General features: G+C 42.7%; 13 protein-coding genes. 6 read left to right on the plus strand and 7 right to left on the minus strand.

Annotated elements, in window-relative coordinates:
* Positions 1-151 precede the first annotated feature (151 nt).
* Positions 152-2215 (plus strand): DNA helicase IV, encoded by a 2064-nt coding sequence (gene helD / locus ACWU4D_RS04565; RefSeq protein WP_456050210.1) that lies wholly within the window; start codon positions 152-154, stop codon positions 2213-2215.
* Positions 2216-2221: 6 nt separating this feature from the next.
* On the opposite strand, the gene ACWU4D_RS04570 is transcribed toward helD, so the two are convergent.
* Both ACWU4D_RS04570 and glgC read right to left on the minus strand, forming a co-directional pair.
* Entirely contained in the window at positions 2222-2677 is a 456-nt protein-coding gene (locus ACWU4D_RS04570) for a methylglyoxal synthase (protein WP_456050211.1), read from the minus strand.
* A gap of 171 nt (positions 2678-2848) precedes the next feature.
* The gene (glgC, locus tag ACWU4D_RS04575) at positions 2849-4063 is read right to left on the minus strand and encodes a glucose-1-phosphate adenylyltransferase (RefSeq protein WP_456050212.1); all 1215 of its coding nucleotides are present in this window, start codon (positions 4061-4063) and stop codon (positions 2849-2851) included.
* A gap of 405 nt (positions 4064-4468) precedes the next feature.
* Between glgC and ACWU4D_RS04580 the strand changes: the two genes are divergently transcribed.
* The gene (locus ACWU4D_RS04580) at positions 4469-5149 is read left to right on the plus strand and encodes a hypothetical protein (protein ID WP_456050213.1); all 681 of its coding nucleotides are present in this window, start codon (positions 4469-4471) and stop codon (positions 5147-5149) included.
* 99 nt (positions 5150-5248) lie between these two features.
* Here the strand turns inward: ACWU4D_RS04580 and ACWU4D_RS04585 are convergent, their stop codons facing one another.
* The 5 genes from ACWU4D_RS04585 to ACWU4D_RS04605 form a co-directional block, all read right to left on the minus strand.
* Positions 5249-5881 carry a LysE family translocator gene (locus ACWU4D_RS04585; protein ID WP_456050214.1) on the minus strand — a complete coding sequence of 211 codons (633 nt, stop codon included), beginning with the start codon at positions 5879-5881 and terminating at the stop codon, positions 5249-5251.
* Positions 5882-6001: 120 nt separating this feature from the next.
* Positions 6002-7399 carry an efflux transporter outer membrane subunit gene (locus tag ACWU4D_RS04590; protein WP_456050215.1) on the minus strand — a complete coding sequence of 466 codons (1398 nt, stop codon included), beginning with the start codon at positions 7397-7399 and terminating at the stop codon, positions 6002-6004.
* A gap of 3 nt (positions 7400-7402) precedes the next feature.
* Positions 7403-9349, minus strand: coding sequence for a MacB family efflux pump subunit (locus ACWU4D_RS04595; protein ID WP_456050216.1), 1947 nt, complete (start codon positions 9347-9349; stop codon positions 7403-7405).
* 3 nt (positions 9350-9352) lie between these two features.
* The gene (locus ACWU4D_RS04600; protein WP_456050217.1) at positions 9353-10534 is read right to left on the minus strand and encodes an efflux RND transporter periplasmic adaptor subunit; all 1182 of its coding nucleotides are present in this window, start codon (positions 10532-10534) and stop codon (positions 9353-9355) included.
* 296 nt (positions 10535-10830) lie between these two features.
* Complete coding sequence (locus ACWU4D_RS04605) at positions 10831-11982, minus strand: alanine racemase (protein ID WP_456050218.1); 1152 nt, start codon at positions 11980-11982, stop codon at positions 10831-10833.
* A 350-nt stretch (positions 11983-12332) separates the two neighbouring features.
* On the opposite strand from ACWU4D_RS04605, the gene ACWU4D_RS04610 reads away from it, so the two are divergent.
* From ACWU4D_RS04610 to ACWU4D_RS04625, 4 genes are all read left to right on the plus strand, one after another.
* Positions 12333-14486 (plus strand): FAD-dependent oxidoreductase, encoded by a 2154-nt coding sequence (locus ACWU4D_RS04610; RefSeq protein ID WP_456050219.1) that lies wholly within the window; start codon positions 12333-12335, stop codon positions 14484-14486.
* A 2-nt stretch (positions 14487-14488) separates the two neighbouring features.
* The gene (locus ACWU4D_RS04615; RefSeq protein WP_456050220.1) at positions 14489-15256 is read left to right on the plus strand and encodes a DUF547 domain-containing protein; all 768 of its coding nucleotides are present in this window, start codon (positions 14489-14491) and stop codon (positions 15254-15256) included.
* A gap of 201 nt (positions 15257-15457) precedes the next feature.
* Positions 15458-16081 (plus strand): CDP-alcohol phosphatidyltransferase family protein, encoded by a 624-nt coding sequence (locus ACWU4D_RS04620; RefSeq protein WP_456050221.1) that lies wholly within the window; start codon positions 15458-15460, stop codon positions 16079-16081.
* Complete coding sequence (locus ACWU4D_RS04625) at positions 16078-16872, plus strand: sterol desaturase family protein (protein WP_456050222.1); 795 nt, start codon at positions 16078-16080, stop codon at positions 16870-16872. The genes ACWU4D_RS04620 and ACWU4D_RS04625 overlap by 4 nt, the downstream gene beginning before the upstream one ends.
* Positions 16873-16916: the final 44 nt, after the last annotated feature.

Raw genomic sequence — 16916 nt, forward strand, 5'->3', positions numbered from 1 at the left:
ATAGTATATTAGAATAAAACAAGATAGGTCGGATTGAAATAGCGCAGCAAGACTATTTACATGAGAATTGTCCCAAGAAAACAATCACATTTTTTGGTCGTTTTTTTCGTTTGAGTTAACATACCCCCAAATACAGAAGAGAGTTTTCAGCATGCAGCTACAGGCAAATCAGACTGCAAAATATTTTATTAATGATGAATATTGTCAGGTTGAACTCGACAATGACACGGTCATTGTCAGTTCAGCCTTGATAGAAGAGCAAATTCCATTCAGCGTGTGGGATGGTTCCATTCATATTCAACGTGGCATTTTTTGGGGGCAGTTGGTCTTTTATTCTCAGCCTAAAGATGGGAGCCGATATGCATGGGTAGTGCAAGGCTTACCTTGGTCAAAATGTCGAGAATTTGCAAAAAACGCAATTACGTCTTACGAACAGTGGCACGAAGATCAATGCCAAAAATTACGCGAATTTTATCCTCGCTGGCGTAAGCAGTTACATCAACTTGAATTCAATTCAGGCTTTTTACGTCACTCAATGCTGATGGAATGGTGTGTATCAGTTGCCAAGGACCTCGAGTCACTTGAGATGTCGATGGAAGAAATCCAGCAACGCATTCCCGATTTAATGGGTAACATTAGTGAATGGTTTGATCACTCAGCATCGAAATTAGATGTACGAAACCAAGATTGGTTAGTCCAAGAGAGCCCAAAATGGAGTACGTTGTTTTCAGAGTTTGAGAGTTCTCCATTAAATACTTCTCAACAGAAAGCAATTTTGATGAATGACGATCACAACTTGATATTGGCTGGGGCTGGCTCGGGAAAAACCAGTGTGTTGACTGCTCGAGTTGCGTATTTACTGGAATCCGATCTCGCCACTGGCGATGATATTTTATTGCTCGCATTTGGGCGAGATGCGGCAAAAGAGATGGAAACTCGTATTCGTGGGAAAGTGGGACCAGCTGCGAATCATGTGCAAATTAATACCTTTCATCAGTTAGGGCTGGCGATTATTAATCAGGTCGAAGAGCAGCGTGTACAGATCTCTTCAATTGCTACGGATGCAAAGAAAAAAACGAAATGGTGTGCAGAATGGCTTAAGAAGCATTGGATGACACCGACTAATTTTAAACGCTGGCAGAAACACCTTGGGCAGTGGCCGATTGCGTATATTAAAGGCGATGAAGAGCTAGGAAGTCATGTTGAAGACCCGAAGCTAATCCAGTGGCTGCTTAGGCAGTTAGAGCAATTGGCGATGCTAGGTAAAGGCAAAAAGGCGCTGCAAGAGCAGATCATTGACCATGCTGATTATACTCGTTTAAACAGCGAATTGGCTCTATGCTGGCCTTGTTATAAAGCTTGGAAAGAGATGCTAGAGGAAAGTGGTGAGTTAGATTTTGACAGCATGATCAGTAAAGCGACTCGTTATATTAAAAAAGGAAAATTTAAATCTCCTTGGCGCTTTATTATGGTGGATGAATATCAAGATATCTCTCCGGCTAGACTCGAGCTTATTGATGCCTTATGCCGTCAAGACAAAGGAAAAGCAACGCTTTTTGCCGTTGGTGATGACTGGCAATCGATTTACCAATTCGCGGGCTCAAATGTTTCTTTGACCACTGAGTTTAAAGAGCGTTTTGCTAATTCAACGATCAGTGAGCTCGATACGACGTATCGCTTTAATAACAAGATTGGTGAAGTGGCTAATCAGTTTGTGCAGCGAAATCCGAATCAATTAATCAAGACATTAAACAGTGTGGTTGAGCGTAAACGTAACAGTGTCTTTGTTGCGCCGCAAACGAGCATTGAAAAAATACTTGATCAAATTAATCGAGGTGCTGATGTCAGAAAGTCAGTCCTGTTTTTAGCTCGCACCAATAGTCAGCGTCCGGAGTTACTCTCTGATTGGGAAGAGACATATCGACAATTGAACCTGAGCTTTATGACATGCCATGGAAGCAAAGGCGCTGAAGCTGACTATGTTATTGTTGTTAATGTCGATGAAGGGCAGTTTCCACTGCGAAACAAGACTCAATCTTTAGACGCTGTTTTGGTGGATAATGGTGACGACTATCCCGACTCTGAAGAGAGGCGGTTATTCTATGTCGCACTCACTCGAGCTCGAGAGAAGGTGTGGGTGACTCATACCACCGGAGGCTCAAGCTTTGTTAAAGAGCTATTATCCGGTGATTATGATGTCTCAAAATCGAAGTAATGTGCGTTATTTTCTCTCTTCGAGATAAGCCTGATAATCGGGAATTTCAATGGTAACTTCTTGGTCTAGTAAATCAGACGCGAACATAAAGTCTGCAGAGGCTTCATTCGTTGCAATTGGAATATTCCAAACACTGGCAATACGTAATAGTGCTTTAACATCCGGATCATGCGGAACGGCATTTAGGGGATCCCAAAAGAAGATAAGGATATCTATTTTCCCCTCTGCAATAAGAGCGCCAAGCTGCTGATCTCCCCCCATTGGTCCGCTGATTAACGATTTTATAGCGAGACCCATTTTTTGGCTTAAAATATGTCCAGTTGTTCCAGTGGCATAAAGAAAATGCTTTTGCAGTTCGCTTTTATTGTTGCCAACCCAGCGGAGTAAATCCTTTTTGCAGTGATCGTGTGCAACCAGTGCAACGTGTTTGTTTGCAGGAAGGATTCGTGTTGTTTTTTGCATTGTTCAATTTCCTAGATTGATGACGTACTCAACGTTATATACGATATGTAGGACGGTAATCAAATAATTAGCCCAATTATTTGAGACGCCGTTTTGAAATCATTGCGAATGTCTGATAAATGCCAGTGAAACACCGTAACAACATCATACGGTGTTTGCTGAGAAAGGTATTTAGAATTCGTAACCTTCTGGAATGACGACGATGCCTTTTTCAGAAATATGAAAGCGTTTCGCGTCTTCTGCGTTATCGATTCCAATCTGAGTGTGAGCGGGGACGCGAACGTGTTTATCAATAATACAGTTGATCAACTGACACCCTTCGTTTATTTCGACATCATCGAAAATAATACAATTCATCAAGGTGGCGCTGTCTTTGATGACGACGTTTGACGAAATAATACTATGCTGAACCGAACCACCCGAATTAATGACACCGTTAGCGATGATTGAATTAATGAAAATGCCCTCGTTTCCTGTAACAGACGAAACCGTACGAGCGGGTGGAAACTGCGGTTCATAAGTGCGAATTGCCCAATCGCGTTGATAAAGGTTCATCGGTGGAACAGGTTCTAGAAGATCCATATTGGCATCATAGAAAGAGTCGATAGTGCCGACATCACGCCAGTAATTATCTTTTGCTACACGCCCCTTATCGCCGCAGAAGTTGTAGGCAAAAACAGACTGAGTATCAATCAACTGAGGGATAATATCTTTACCAAAGTCGTGATTTGACCCTTCGTCCAGAGAATCTTTTTCCAAGGCTTGTTTTAAGATTTCCATATTGAAAATATAGATTCCCATTGACGCGAGACTTTTATCGGGATCGCCAGGGATGGAAGATGGATCGATAGGCTTTTCGACAAAAGAAGTAATGCGTTCATCGCCATCAACTCCGACGATGCCAAATGCCGATGCCTCATTCCTAGGGACTGTCATACAGGCAACGGTTAACAATGCATTGCTTTGTTTGTGTTCTTCTAACATCGCGGCGTAATCCATCTTATAGATATGATCGCCGGACAGTACCACCACGTAGTTTGCGTCACTACGTTCTAGTAACCATAGGTTGTGATATATAGCATCTGCAGTGCCTTCATACCATGCACCACCTTTGCGCATTTGTGGGGGTACGACAGTGACATATTCGCCTAATTCAGGGTTGAAAATGGACCACCCATCACGGAGGTGTTTTTGGAGCGAGTGTGATTTGTATTGCGTTAGCACTAATATTTTTCGTAAACCCGAATGAAGGCAGTTAGTAAGAGTGAAATCGATAATTCGATACTTGCCCCCGAAAGGAACCGCGGGTTTTGCTCTATCATCAGTTAATGGTGCGAGACGAGATCCCATACCTCCAGCTAACACAATAGTTAATGTGTCTTGCATCTATTCAATCTCCTAAATGTCCGATATTTCAGCGAGGGTTACTTTGGAACTACAAGTTTCAAGCCAAGTTCGCATTCCCCACCACGACTGGCATTGCTACCGTGACAACACCGTATTAGCACTACACTTGTGCATCGAGTCGTATAATGCGTTTTATTGGTGCGGCAGATGGCACAATATGATTCATCATCCTACAGTGTATATAAACAAGGTGGAATAGCCTCTATTTCTATAGGGATAGTTTTTTAGAATTCGTTTTGAAAAATAACATCGATAATAGGATGAGACTTTGTGTCGACTTCTCTAAGGGGCGAGAGCATGGCCATGAGATTTGAGGGTTTTGAGAATAGGTTAAGCTTTTTCTTTCGCTGCCGATATAAAGCCATGAAGCTATAAGGATGAAATATGAAAAAGGTATTGATGGTTGTGTTGCTCTTATTAGGGTTAGGAGCTGCTGGTGCCGGTTATTATTTGTTTGTGAAGAAACCCCAGCAAGAGGCTATAGCGGCAGCAGAATTGGCAGCGAAAGAGGCTCAAAAACTAGAAGAAGCTAACGCTCAAGCGAACCAAGCTCCGCAAGAGCCTGCTGTTTCAACACGTGTAAATACGTATTATTTTGTCAATCAGAGGCGTTTGCCAGTGCGAAATCAGCCTGATGACAAAGTTTACCCAGACCGTTATCTCTATAAGAGTGAATCAATCAATGTCATCGAAATTAAAGATGGTTGGGGGCGAATTTCGGGTTACTACACCTTAAATGATGGGGATAAAGAGTACGCCGAATGGATCAAAATGGATGGTGTTGTTGATTGGGTGCCGATAATAACCAAAGAAGAACGAGATGAAATGCTCACCAGTTACATAGGAAAATCCGATAATTTTCATATGTATAAAGAAAAATTCTTTACGATCACAGACAGTTTGATCAAAGAGAAAATATGCACTCCAGAAGACTTTGAAGAGGTACAAGGGTGGATGCGTTCGATAAACTACAAGGAACGAAATGTGTATTTTGTTTATTGTGGAGGATTGCGCGTCAGCGATAAGATCTATTTTGATGTCGATAGTGGAGAAATGTTTTACTGAGGCCTTTCTTGTCCAGATGCAGATGCTAGCTTCCAAAAGCAGCTAGAAATATGACCATAGGGTATTTTCTAGCTGCGTTAGTCTATAGTTCCCTAAGACTTACCCTAATGCCAGCCACACACCAACGCCCATCATTAACGTTCCTGAAATTCGATTCATCAATACAACGTTATTTTTGTTGAGAAGTGCTTTTCGTAAGGTTTGTCCACCTGTGGCATAAAGCATTAAACAGATGAATTCAAACAACAGAATAATACTAATTAATATGCTGGCTTGAGGTAGTAACGCACGATCTGTTTGGATAAAGGGAGGTAATAGTGCAATAAAAAATGCCCACCCTTTCGGGTTTGCAATCGCAGTAATAAAACCTTGATTCGCTAAGCTATAGAAAGAGGGCTCGAGTTTTGCGTCTAAATCTTCTGGGATCGCCAGTTTTCCTCGTGAACGCCACATTTGAGTGCCAAGGTAAAATAGATACGCTGCGCCAGCCGTTTTTAATAGCAGAAATATTTGCGGGTGGTTTAACAAAATAGCGGCAACGCCAATAATGGCAGCACTTGCGACGAGTCCAACACCAATAAGCTCACCGGCCATCATATACATACTTTTACGCACACCAATGGTCATCCCTAGTGTGAGAGCAAGAGTCATGCACATTCCTGGAGTGGCAGAAACAAAGAAAAAGGTTGGTATAAAGACCAATAAAACAGATATATCCATATATACGTTCATCGTGTGAAAACCGAACTCTATTTATACGTACAAAGTGTGATCTAAATCAAGCACTTAATTGTGAATTCGAAAAATAAGATAAAAAGGAAGCCGAAAGTGGTGTTCGGCTGAGGCGATCGTTTACTCGGTGGAGACTTGTGGAGCGATATCCCTTCCGCCAAGGGCTTGATACAAAGTTGCTTGAACATTGTATTGATTATAGTGGTTTTCAAGTAGGCTTTCTTCCGCTTCACGTAATGTTTCTTGGGCATCTAACCAATCTTGAATACTGACTGCCCCGTGCCGATATTGACTTGCGTAGATCCGCTCGGTGGCCTGCGCAGCTTGGTATTGTTCATCAAGTTTTATCCCTTGATATTGATAGTGTGAACGAGCAGACAATGCATTATTCACATCTTCAAAGGCACTGTAGAGCGTTTGACGATAAATGATCAAAGCCGCTTGAGTTTCTAACTGGCTGACTTCTTGATTGAGCTTCAGTTCATTCCATTGTAAGAATGGCAACGCCAAGCTGGCCCCTAATGTTCCGAGTGGATCCGTCAACAGTTCACTAAGACTTGTGCTGCTATCACTGATTGAGCCCGTCAATGTCAGGGTTGGGAAATAGGCGGTTGTTGTCGCTTTTTCATCGGAAAGTGCCGACTTTAATTCGTAAAGTGCCGCTTTTACATCCGGGCGACGAGCTAGAATATCCGCGGGTAATCCAGCTGTTATTTCGGGTAACTCAGCCGTCGACAAAGTATCGACAAACTGTAATGTGTTTTCTGGCGTCTGTTTAAGTAGGAAAGCCAATGAGTTAGAGGCTTCAACACGTTGTTGAAGCAGTTCACTATGGTTGGCTTCTTGTCCCGCTAGATTACGTTTGGACTCCAATACATTAAGTTGGGAAACGGCACCCGAGCGGTATTGTTTTTCCGTGAGAGCGAGCGTTTGACGTGCGTAATCTAAGCTTTTATCGCTCAGTGTAATTCGAGTGTTTAAATAGCCAATTTGCCAGTACAGAGATGCACTGGTTGCAACGAGTGATTGAGCGGTACTTTCTCTATCCTCGGCACTTGCCATTGCTAACCATTGATCGGCTTCTATTTCTGAGGACACTCGTCCCCAAAGATCGAGTTCATAGCTCAGTGATACATCGGCGGCATAGCGATTTGATGTATTGCCAGAACTTAATCCGATGCTTTTGGACCCATCGATGCTGGATGAAATCTGCGGGTATTTATCACTCGAGGTTAAACCGGCATTCAATCGTGCTATTCGCAATGTCAGTGTCGCAAGGGCAAGGTCATCATTTTCCTTGAGTACTGTGTTAATCAATTCTGTTAATTTGGGATCATTGAACTTCAACCACCAAGGATCGATATGTGTTACAGGGTTACTTTCAACGGCCCAATGCTCTGGTATTGTCGTGACTTCTTCCACTGTCATGTGTTCGGGAGTTGAGCTGCACCCAATCATGAGAATCGAACTTAAGCCGACTAAACCTAACTTTACCGTAAGCTTGTTATTTTTATTCATGGGTTAATCTCTTGATAATGCTTCTACCGGATCGAGTCGAGCGGCGCTTCGTGCAGGTAAGAAGCCAAATAGAACACCAATAAGCGTCGAACATAAGAATGCCACAACGATAGAAGTGGTTGAGTAAATCATTTGGAAACTGCCACCGGTATATTGGAATATCATGCCAATGAGGTACGCAAGGCCGATGCCCAATACTCCTCCGCATAAACAGACTAAAACGGCTTCGATGAGAAATTGACGTAAGATGTCACTTTGTCTCGCACCCACTGCCATTCGCACGCCAATTTCTTTGGTGCGTTCTGTTACTGATACCAACATAATATTCATTACACCAATCCCGCCGACAATCAAAGAAATTACCGCAATTGCAGAGATAAGCAGCGTCATCGTTGCGGTGGTTTTTTCAATATTTTGGCGGATAGTATCGGTATTGATGGTAAAGAAATCTTGTATGCCATGACGCATTTTGAGCAAGTTAACAAGGGCTTGTTCCGAGGCGCTACTTGATGATTGGTCATCGACACGAACGGTAATGCTATCGAGATAGTGTTGCCCCATCATACGTCCCGATACCGTAGTATAGGGCACCCAAACCCGCAAAGAATCGTTACTGCCAAAGGTACTTTCATACTTATTTGTCACGCCGATAATACGTACAGGTAGGTCGCCAAGGAAAATGATTTCACCAATCGCGTTACTTTTTGGAAAGAGCTCTTTATTGGTGTTGTAGTCAATCACAACTTGCTGGGCTAGTGTTTCGACGCTGGAATCATCAAAATATTGTCCACTGGCTAACGTATAACCCTTAACCCGGAAGTAGTCAGGGCCGACGCCATTCACACCTGCGGTAACCGCTTGATTGGTATAACGGATAGTCACATTGGTACTCACTGACGGAGTGACACTATCGACGAAGGGCAGTGATGTGAGAGCCGTTGCGTCACTGGGTAATAACGTTTTTACCCGTCCAGAGCGCCGATCACCAAACCCTTTCCCCGGTCGTATATCAATGGTGTTGGTGCCCATAGAACTGATGTTTTTTAAAATTGCTTGCTGCGATCCTTCACCCAAAGCCACTACAGACACCACCGACGCAATACCAATGATAATGCCTAACATGGTGAGAAATGTTCGCAACCGATGGCTGGACATGGCTAACAGCGCCATTTTTAGTGCTTCTAGGTAGCGATCCCATCCAAACCTGCTTTTATTGGTTACGATCTGGTTGTTGGGGCTGGGAATGCTCGTAGGTTGGCTCTCTTCTTTTTGGGTGTCACTAATGATTAACCCATCTTTGATTTCGATGACTCGGTCAGCAAATTCGGCCACGTGTTTATCGTGCGTGACGATAATAATGGTGTGACCTTCATTATTGAGTTCTTGAAGCAATTGCAGCATTTCTTCGCCGCTCTTGCTGTCTAATGCTCCTGTTGGTTCATCAGCAAGGATTACATCGCCGCCATTGATAAGTGCGCGTGCGACACTGACTCGTTGCTGTTGACCACCACTAAGTTCACTAGGGCGATGGTCTAAGCGATCGGCTAACCCAAGGCGACTTAGTAAGTGCTTGGATCTTTCCCTTCGACTGGCACTGTCTTCGCCGGTATAAATGGCAGGAACTTCGACATTACCAATTGCATCGAGATCGCTCAGCAGGTGATAACGTTGAAATATAAAGCCGAAGTATTCACGACGTAGTTTGGCGAGTGCATCGTTTTCCATCGTGGACGTATCTTGACCATTGATAAAGTAGCGCCCTTTAGACGGTTTATCGAGGCAGCCTAGAATGTTCATCAGTGTCGACTTTCCTGACCCTGATGTACCAATGATGGCAACCATTTCGCCGCGTCTAATTGAGAGATCTACGTCATTCAATACCGTAAGTTCTTGGTCTCCGGCGAGGAATGAACGGCATACACCTTTGAGTTCTAATAGCGTGTCAGACATGGGTTAGATTCCCATCGGTGAACGTTTGAAACGTCTAGGCACGGTGGTACTTCCATTCGAATCACCAAGAACAATTTCGTCACCTTCGGACAAGCCTTCGATAATTTCAGCATTCACTTTGTTGTTGATTCCGACTTTTACCTCTTTATATTCGACTTGGTCGTTGACGAGGATCGGTACACGGTAGTACCCACGCTTAGGAATTTTTTGAAGAACTTGTGCTGGGATGACTAATGCATCTTTTGATTGGTCAACGATGATCGAGACTTGAGCAGTCATGCCAATACGCAGCTTTCCTCTTGGGTTCTCAATATCGAATAATCCATTGTAATAAATGGCATCTGAATCATCGGATGTCATATCACTGTCGTCCCCATCCATCGAGGTAGGGCCAGGCTCAATGGCACGAAGCGTCGCTTTGTAATTGTGATTCGGTTGCCCCAGAATTGTAAACTCGACGGGTTGACCGGGTTCGACATTGATTACATCCGCTTCGGAGATTTCAGACTTTACGGTCATCATATTAAGCTCAGCGAGTTCAACAATTGTTGGAGTGTTTTGACTGGCGTTTACGGTTTGACCAGCTTCGACAGCAATATAGACGACAGTACCATCCATCGGAGCAATGATAGTGGTGTAGCTCAGATCTAATTTGGCCGAGTCAACACTGATTATTGCTTGGTCGATTTGGGCGGCAAGTTGCTTGAGTTCAGCTTTAGATATCGCCAAATTAGACTGGGCAGATTCATAATCGGATAGAGAGCTCGCATTATCCGCAAACATGGCTTTTTGACGATTGAAGGTTTGTTGATACTGGTGAATCTCAGCTTGTTTTGCTTCATATTGCGCTCGCAAACTGGCAAGTGAGGCTTGAGCTTCTTTGAGTTCATTTTCTTGGGTCAGACTATCGATTTGAGCAAGAATGTCTCCTTTCTTGACCCCATCTCCTAATGAAGGGTTAATTTTTAGAATTTGACCCGACACTTGGGAGCCAACGCTTACGAGTTTGGACGCTTGCAACATGCCATTAGCCAGCACCGTGTTTTGTATATCGTCTTTTCGTACGATATCGGTGGCGAATGAAATAGGCGGTTCGGATTTTGAACTGTACCAATAAGCTCCTCCGCCTCCGAGAAGAGCGACGACAATGGCAACGGTAAGAATACGTTTAGTTGTTTTTTTCATGGTCAGTTTTTTTTCCGAATTTTTTTGCGAGTCAATGACACCAAATTAGGGCATGAAAATGAATGCTTCTGCCAAGTTGGGTTAATAGCAGCAACGTCTTCATTTTGAAACCTATATCATAAGTGAGAATTCATAAAAACAGCATGCGATTAAATAGTGATCGACACAAGGCTCACTTGAGCAATTTACTTATCTTTACGAAGGTTATGTATTCATCATCTCCTTGCTGGTTTTCAAGATATCGCCTGAATGTTTCATGTGACCAGGGTTGTTCTTTATTTGTCAGCAAGTCAATATCACCAACCTTGTATGCGAGGCCATACCTCAAATTGGGTTGAGTTATGATCTGTGACTATGTAATGAGTGTGCATGGTTGCCATTGAGCAAGCATGATTGGGTAAAATAGACAGCTGGCTTCCAATTGGAAAATCACTGAATGAGATAGCATCACCATGAATATTGGTAACGATGCCATGTTCTTGACTTAATTTTGTTACTCTTAAGTCGGGGTATATATGACCGAGCTGATCAACAACGACGCCAAAGCCTTGAATGTCGGAACTTCCAGCATCAGAAGATAATGCAGTCCAACCAGCATCGACGATCAGCCATCCTTTTCGTTGATTGTGACCAATGATCGATGTGGTTACGCTTAATGCGATATCATCAAGCTGACAAACACCCAAATCGGCCATGACTAAGTCGAAGAAATGATATACCCCAGCACGTACTTCACTCACGCCTTCGAAATGTTCAGCAAGATAGGCTGTTGGGGTAGAACCTACGCTAACGATTTCACACGAAAAACCCGAATGTTTGAGAATATTGACGGCGGCGACAACGGCTTCAATCTCTTGATGAGCGATGGCCGTGATTTCTTCAGCAGATTTGCATTTATAGGATCCACCGGCATGGGTAAGAACACCACGGAGCAATGGCTGAGTTTGATTGAGTTGATTCGCAATTGAGAGCAACACAGGGTCATCGTGACGAATGCCAGCTCTAACATCATCACTATCAATTTCAATGAGACAAGGGAGTTGGCAATGGTGATCGTTACAATATTGGGCAACAAGTTGAGCTTGTTCAATGCTATCGAGTAACAATGTAATATCAATGCCTTTCGCGCGTAACGCCTCGATTCTATTGAGTTTTGTTGGAGAAATACCTACCGCATAGACCTGATTAGAGTATCCAGATGCCGCAAAACTTTCTGCTTCTGCGAGAGTTGAGACGGTAATGGGGTCAGTTTTGTGTTTCAAAATGCAATTTGCGGCATCAATACTTCGAACCGTTTTTAGATGAGGACGAAGTGTTACACCAAAACGTTTCAGACGAAGATCCAGCCTTTGTATATTGGCTAAAAATTTAGTTTTATTTAGAGCTAGAAACGGGGTATCTAATTGATTTACATCTAAATTAGGTGTATCGATTTGGCGCTTATCCATCTACTTTCCTTTTAAAGTCAATTAAGTGTTAGTCGGTCTGTCATTGGAGGTTTTCGATGTGATTTAGCATGAGGCTACAATTATTCATCTTACTTATTTGCGGTAAATACTCTTATTGTCAATATTATCAATCTATTGCAGCTATACTTTATATGGAACTTTTCGCTATAACAGTACCAAAATGTAAAGCATTTATGTTGATGATGTTTTGAATTTATATGATTTGTGAAAATAATTTTTAATTAACTGTAATAAACATCGTCCTTCACCGTCTAATTGAAAGCAACGTAAAAAATAGAGAATTTATATTACGTTTCACTTTAACCCATTTTTAATAGAAGAGTCATTTTATGAACAAGAAAATATTGATACTGGGCCTAGCCATCGCGTTAATCGCGGTGTTTTTTGGTCTCGATCTTCACCATTATTTAACGTTATCAGGACTGAAAGGCTCGATGAGTACGTTAGAACAAGGAATAGAGAATTCTCCATTCTTGAGTGCAGTGTTGTTCTTTGTGGTTTATGTCGCTGTGACGGCACTTTCCTTGCCAGGAGCTGCGATTTTGACGTTAGCCGCTGGAGCGTTATTTGGTTTATGGAAAGGGCTGTTGTTGGCGTCCTTTGCTTCAAGTGTCGGCGCTACACTTGCTTTCTTGGTTGCGCGTTATGTATTACGTGACTGGGTAACGACTCGTTTCGGTGACAAACTCCATAATATTAATGCAGGCATTGAAAAGCAGGGTGCGTTTTACCTCTTTACGTTGCGTTTAGTACCAATATTTCCATTCTTCCTAATTAACTTATTGATGGGTTTAACCTCTATCAAAGTTCGTACTTTCTACTGGGTTAGCCAAGTAGGGATGCTAGCAGGAACATTCGTGTTCGTTAACACAGGGACACAACTTGCTCAAATCGACAGCCTATCGGGGATTCTATCTCCAGGGCTATTATTCTCATTCGCCCTACTGGGCATTTTCCCATGGATTGCCAAAATGATTGTAGATGCTATTCAAAGTAGACGTGTATACCAAGGTTACACAAAACCTGAAAAATTTGACCGTGACATGGTTGTTCTCGGTGGTGGTGCTGGTGGTCTAGTATCGAGTTATATTGCCGCTGCTGTAAAAGCAAAGGTGACATTACTCGAAGCTGGAGAGATGGGCGGTGACTGTTTGAACTACGGTTGCGTACCATCAAAGGCACTAATTAAGAGTGCTAAGGTTGCTCAGCAAGTTCGCCACGCCAGTCGCTATGGTTTGGAAGATACTGAACCTAAGCTGAACTTCAAAAAGGTATTTGCTCGAGTACACCAAGTTATTGCAGATATCGCTCCTCACGACAGTGTTGAACGTTATGAAGGTTTAGGTGTTGAAGTATTGAAAGGGTACGGGAAAATTCTTGACCCGTGGACAGTAGAAGTCACATTAAATACGGGTGAAGTTCAGCGTTTAACGACTCGTACTATCGTTATCGCAACAGGTGCTCGTCCATTTGTTCCACCTCTACAAGGAATCGAAGACAGTGGCTATGTTACCTCTGATACTTTATGGAATGAATTTGCCAAGCTTGATGAAGCACCGAAACGCCTAGTGGTATTGGGTGGTGGTCCTATCGGGTGTGAACTTGCACAAAGCTTCGCTCGTCTAGGTTCAAATGTAGATATGGTTGAAATGGGCCCTCAAATTATGGGGCGTGAAGATGATGATGTCGCTGCACTCGCACTATCGACGTTACAAGCTAGTGGTGTCAACGTACGTACGAGCACTAAAGCATTGCGCTTTGAAACTGCAGGTGACCAAAAGCAATTGATCGTGGAAGTGGATGGTGTTGAACAAGCATTAGAGTATGACCAAATCATCTGTGCAGTGGGACGTGCAGCACGCTTAACGGGCTACGGTCTTGAAGAGTTAGGTATTGAAACGGGTCGTACACTTGAAACCAATGAATATCTACAAACGAAATTCCCGAATATTTTAGCTGCTGGCGATGTTGTTGGACCTTATCAGTTCACTCACGTGGCTGCACACCAAGCATGGTATGCCGCAGTAAATGGTTTATTTGGAACCTTCAAAAAGTTCAAAGTAGATTACCGAGTGATTCCATGGACAACCTTTATTGACCCAGAAGTGGCACGTGTTGGGATCAATGAGCGTGAAGCTAAGGAGAAAGGAATCGACTACGAAGTGACGACATTCCAATTCGAAGAACTTGACCGAGCAATTGCTGAAAGTGCGACAACCGGATTCATCCGAGTTATCACACCAAAAGGCAAAGATAAAATCTTGGGTGTTACGATTGTGTCAGAACACGCTGGTGATTTAATTGCTGAGTTCGTATTAGCCATGAAACATGGTCTTGGAATGAATAAAATATTAGGAACGATTCACGCGTATCCAACATGGGCAGAAGGTGCAAAATACGCAGCAGGTGAGTGGAAACGCGCACATGCTCCAGAAAAAGTACTTGAATGGCTTGAGAAGTTCCATACGTGGCGTCGAGGTTAATTATGTTGAAGAAAATTTTAGTAATGAGCGTGCTGGCTTTTGCCAGCAATGCTCAAGCAATGCACGAACAGTGGGATTCTCTACTGAATAAACATATCAAAGAGATAAATAATGGTGCGAGTACTGCGGTAGATTATAAAGGGTTTGCAAATGACAAAGCTGAGCTAAATTCTTATATCGACTCGTTAGCAGCCGTTAGTCAAGAACAATACCAAGCTTGGAATAAAGACAAACAGTTGGCATTTTTAATTAACAGCTATAACGCCAATACAGTGTCATTTATTCTAACGAAATACCCTGATCTTGATTCAATCAAAGATCTTGGAAATGTATTCTCATCTCCTTGGAGTAAAGATGTGGTTTCTTTACTTGGAGAAAAGCGTTCCCTTGATGACGTTGAACATGGTTTGATTCGCGAAGCTGGGGTCTTCGACGAGCCGCGGATTCATTTTGCGGTAAATTGCGCCAGTATTGGATGCCCAGCACTACGAAATGAAGCATACAATGAGCAAGAGTTGTCCGCACAATTGGAGGAACAAACACACTCCTTTCTATCGGACAGCAGCCGTAACTATCTCGATGGAAATACCTTACACCTATCATCAATTTTTAAATGGTATGGTAAAGACTTTGCCGACAAAAGCGGATCGCTACAGGTATTTCTAGCGGATTATGCAAAAGATCTTGGCGCCGATTCAGCGGCACTCAACGAGCAAAAGTATAAAATAAAATACCTTGATTATGATTGGGGATTAAATGACGTTGAATAAGCAGTTATTACTTGTTTGCATGGTAGCTACTAGCGCTACTGTGCAAGCAAATTATACTGTCCATTTTTATGCCTGGAGAGTAAGATCAGGTATAAATAAATACTTTCAATGGTTTAGAGACCAAGTCGATGCTTGCTACGGCATCGACTTTAACCGACTAAGGGTAAATGAAGAGAACTTTGCTTCTATGGAGGTTAGTCAATGTTAGATGCGAGAATAACGCCGTTACTCAACCCATTTCTGGTTAGGATTGTTCAACCTGTCGATAAGGCCGGTATCAGCCCAAATCAAGTATCGGTTGTTGGCTTTGCATTTGGGTTGATAGCGATTCCGCTGTTGTCGATGCAAATGTGGTATGGCGCACTGCTATTCATCGTTCTCAATCGAATATTCGATGGTTTAGATGGCGCGTTAGCTCGAACTCAAAAATCCGCTACCTCTTCAGGGGGTTATTTGGATATTTGTTTAGATTTTCTGTTTTATTCGTTTGTGCCATTGGGTTTTGCTCTGGCAGATCCAGCTCAGTTTGCTCTGCCTGCTTTGGTTCTTGTGGTGAGTTTTGTTGGGACTGGTTCAAGCTTTTTAGCGTTTGCGATTGTTGCGCAGAAATTTAATATCGAAAAAGTTCAGTTTAAGCACAAGAGCTTTTATTACATGCAAGGGCTGACGGAAGGATTTGAAACCATCATGCTGTTTGTGCTTTGCTGTTTATTTCCTCAATATTTTTCCATTTTTGCGTATGTATTTGCGTCGTTGTGTGCATTTACCACAGTAACGCGTATTTACGGTGGATTTAGCACGATAAAAGAGCAAGAAAATCAATGATGTTAGAGTCTCAGCAATCGATACGTTTAGGTGTGTTTTTGACCGTTCTTGTAGTGATGATGGTTATAGAGGCGTGGCGACCAGCACGCCAATCCAAGCTTTCAGCATCGACTCGTTGGCTGGGAAACTTTTCACTTATTTTTGTTGCTTCGTTTGTCGCTAAATTTGCCCTGCCTGCTGGTGCGGTTGGTGCTGCTCTTTTCGCAGCACAAAATGGGTGGGGGCTATTCAATGTTATGTCTCTACCTTTTTGGTTTATATGCTTAGTCTCAGTGGTTCTTTTAGATATGGCTATCTATTGGCAGCACAGAGTGTTCCATACCAACCCTGTATTATGGCGGTTACATAAAGTCCATCATGCGGACAGTCATATCGATGTAAGTTCAGGGTTACGTTTCCATCCAATTGAAATTACCCTAAGTGTATTTTATAAAGCGATATTGGTTTTACTGCTTGGTATTCCGTGGGAAGCCGTATTGATCTTTGAAGTGATGCTTAATGGTTTTGCTTTATTTAATCATGCAAATATTCGCTTAGCGCCTGCGATTGAGCGCCCATTAAGCTGGCTGATCATTACTCAAAAAGTACATCGCATCCATCATAGTCAGCTGCGTAAGGAAAGTGATTCTAATTTTGGATTCAGTATTAGTGCTTGGGATCGTATTTTTGGTAGCTATTGTGATAAAGCGGAGCTGGATGATGAGCATCTAGAAATTGGTCAACGAGATATTCCTGATAATAAAGAACATGCATCCTTATGGTACTTATTGATTATGCCGTTTAAAAAGTAATAATCAAAAAGACTGGTTGACCCCTCATTTAACTAAGCTTTCAA

The sequence above is a fragment of the Vibrio phycocola genome (assembly GCF_053850235.1).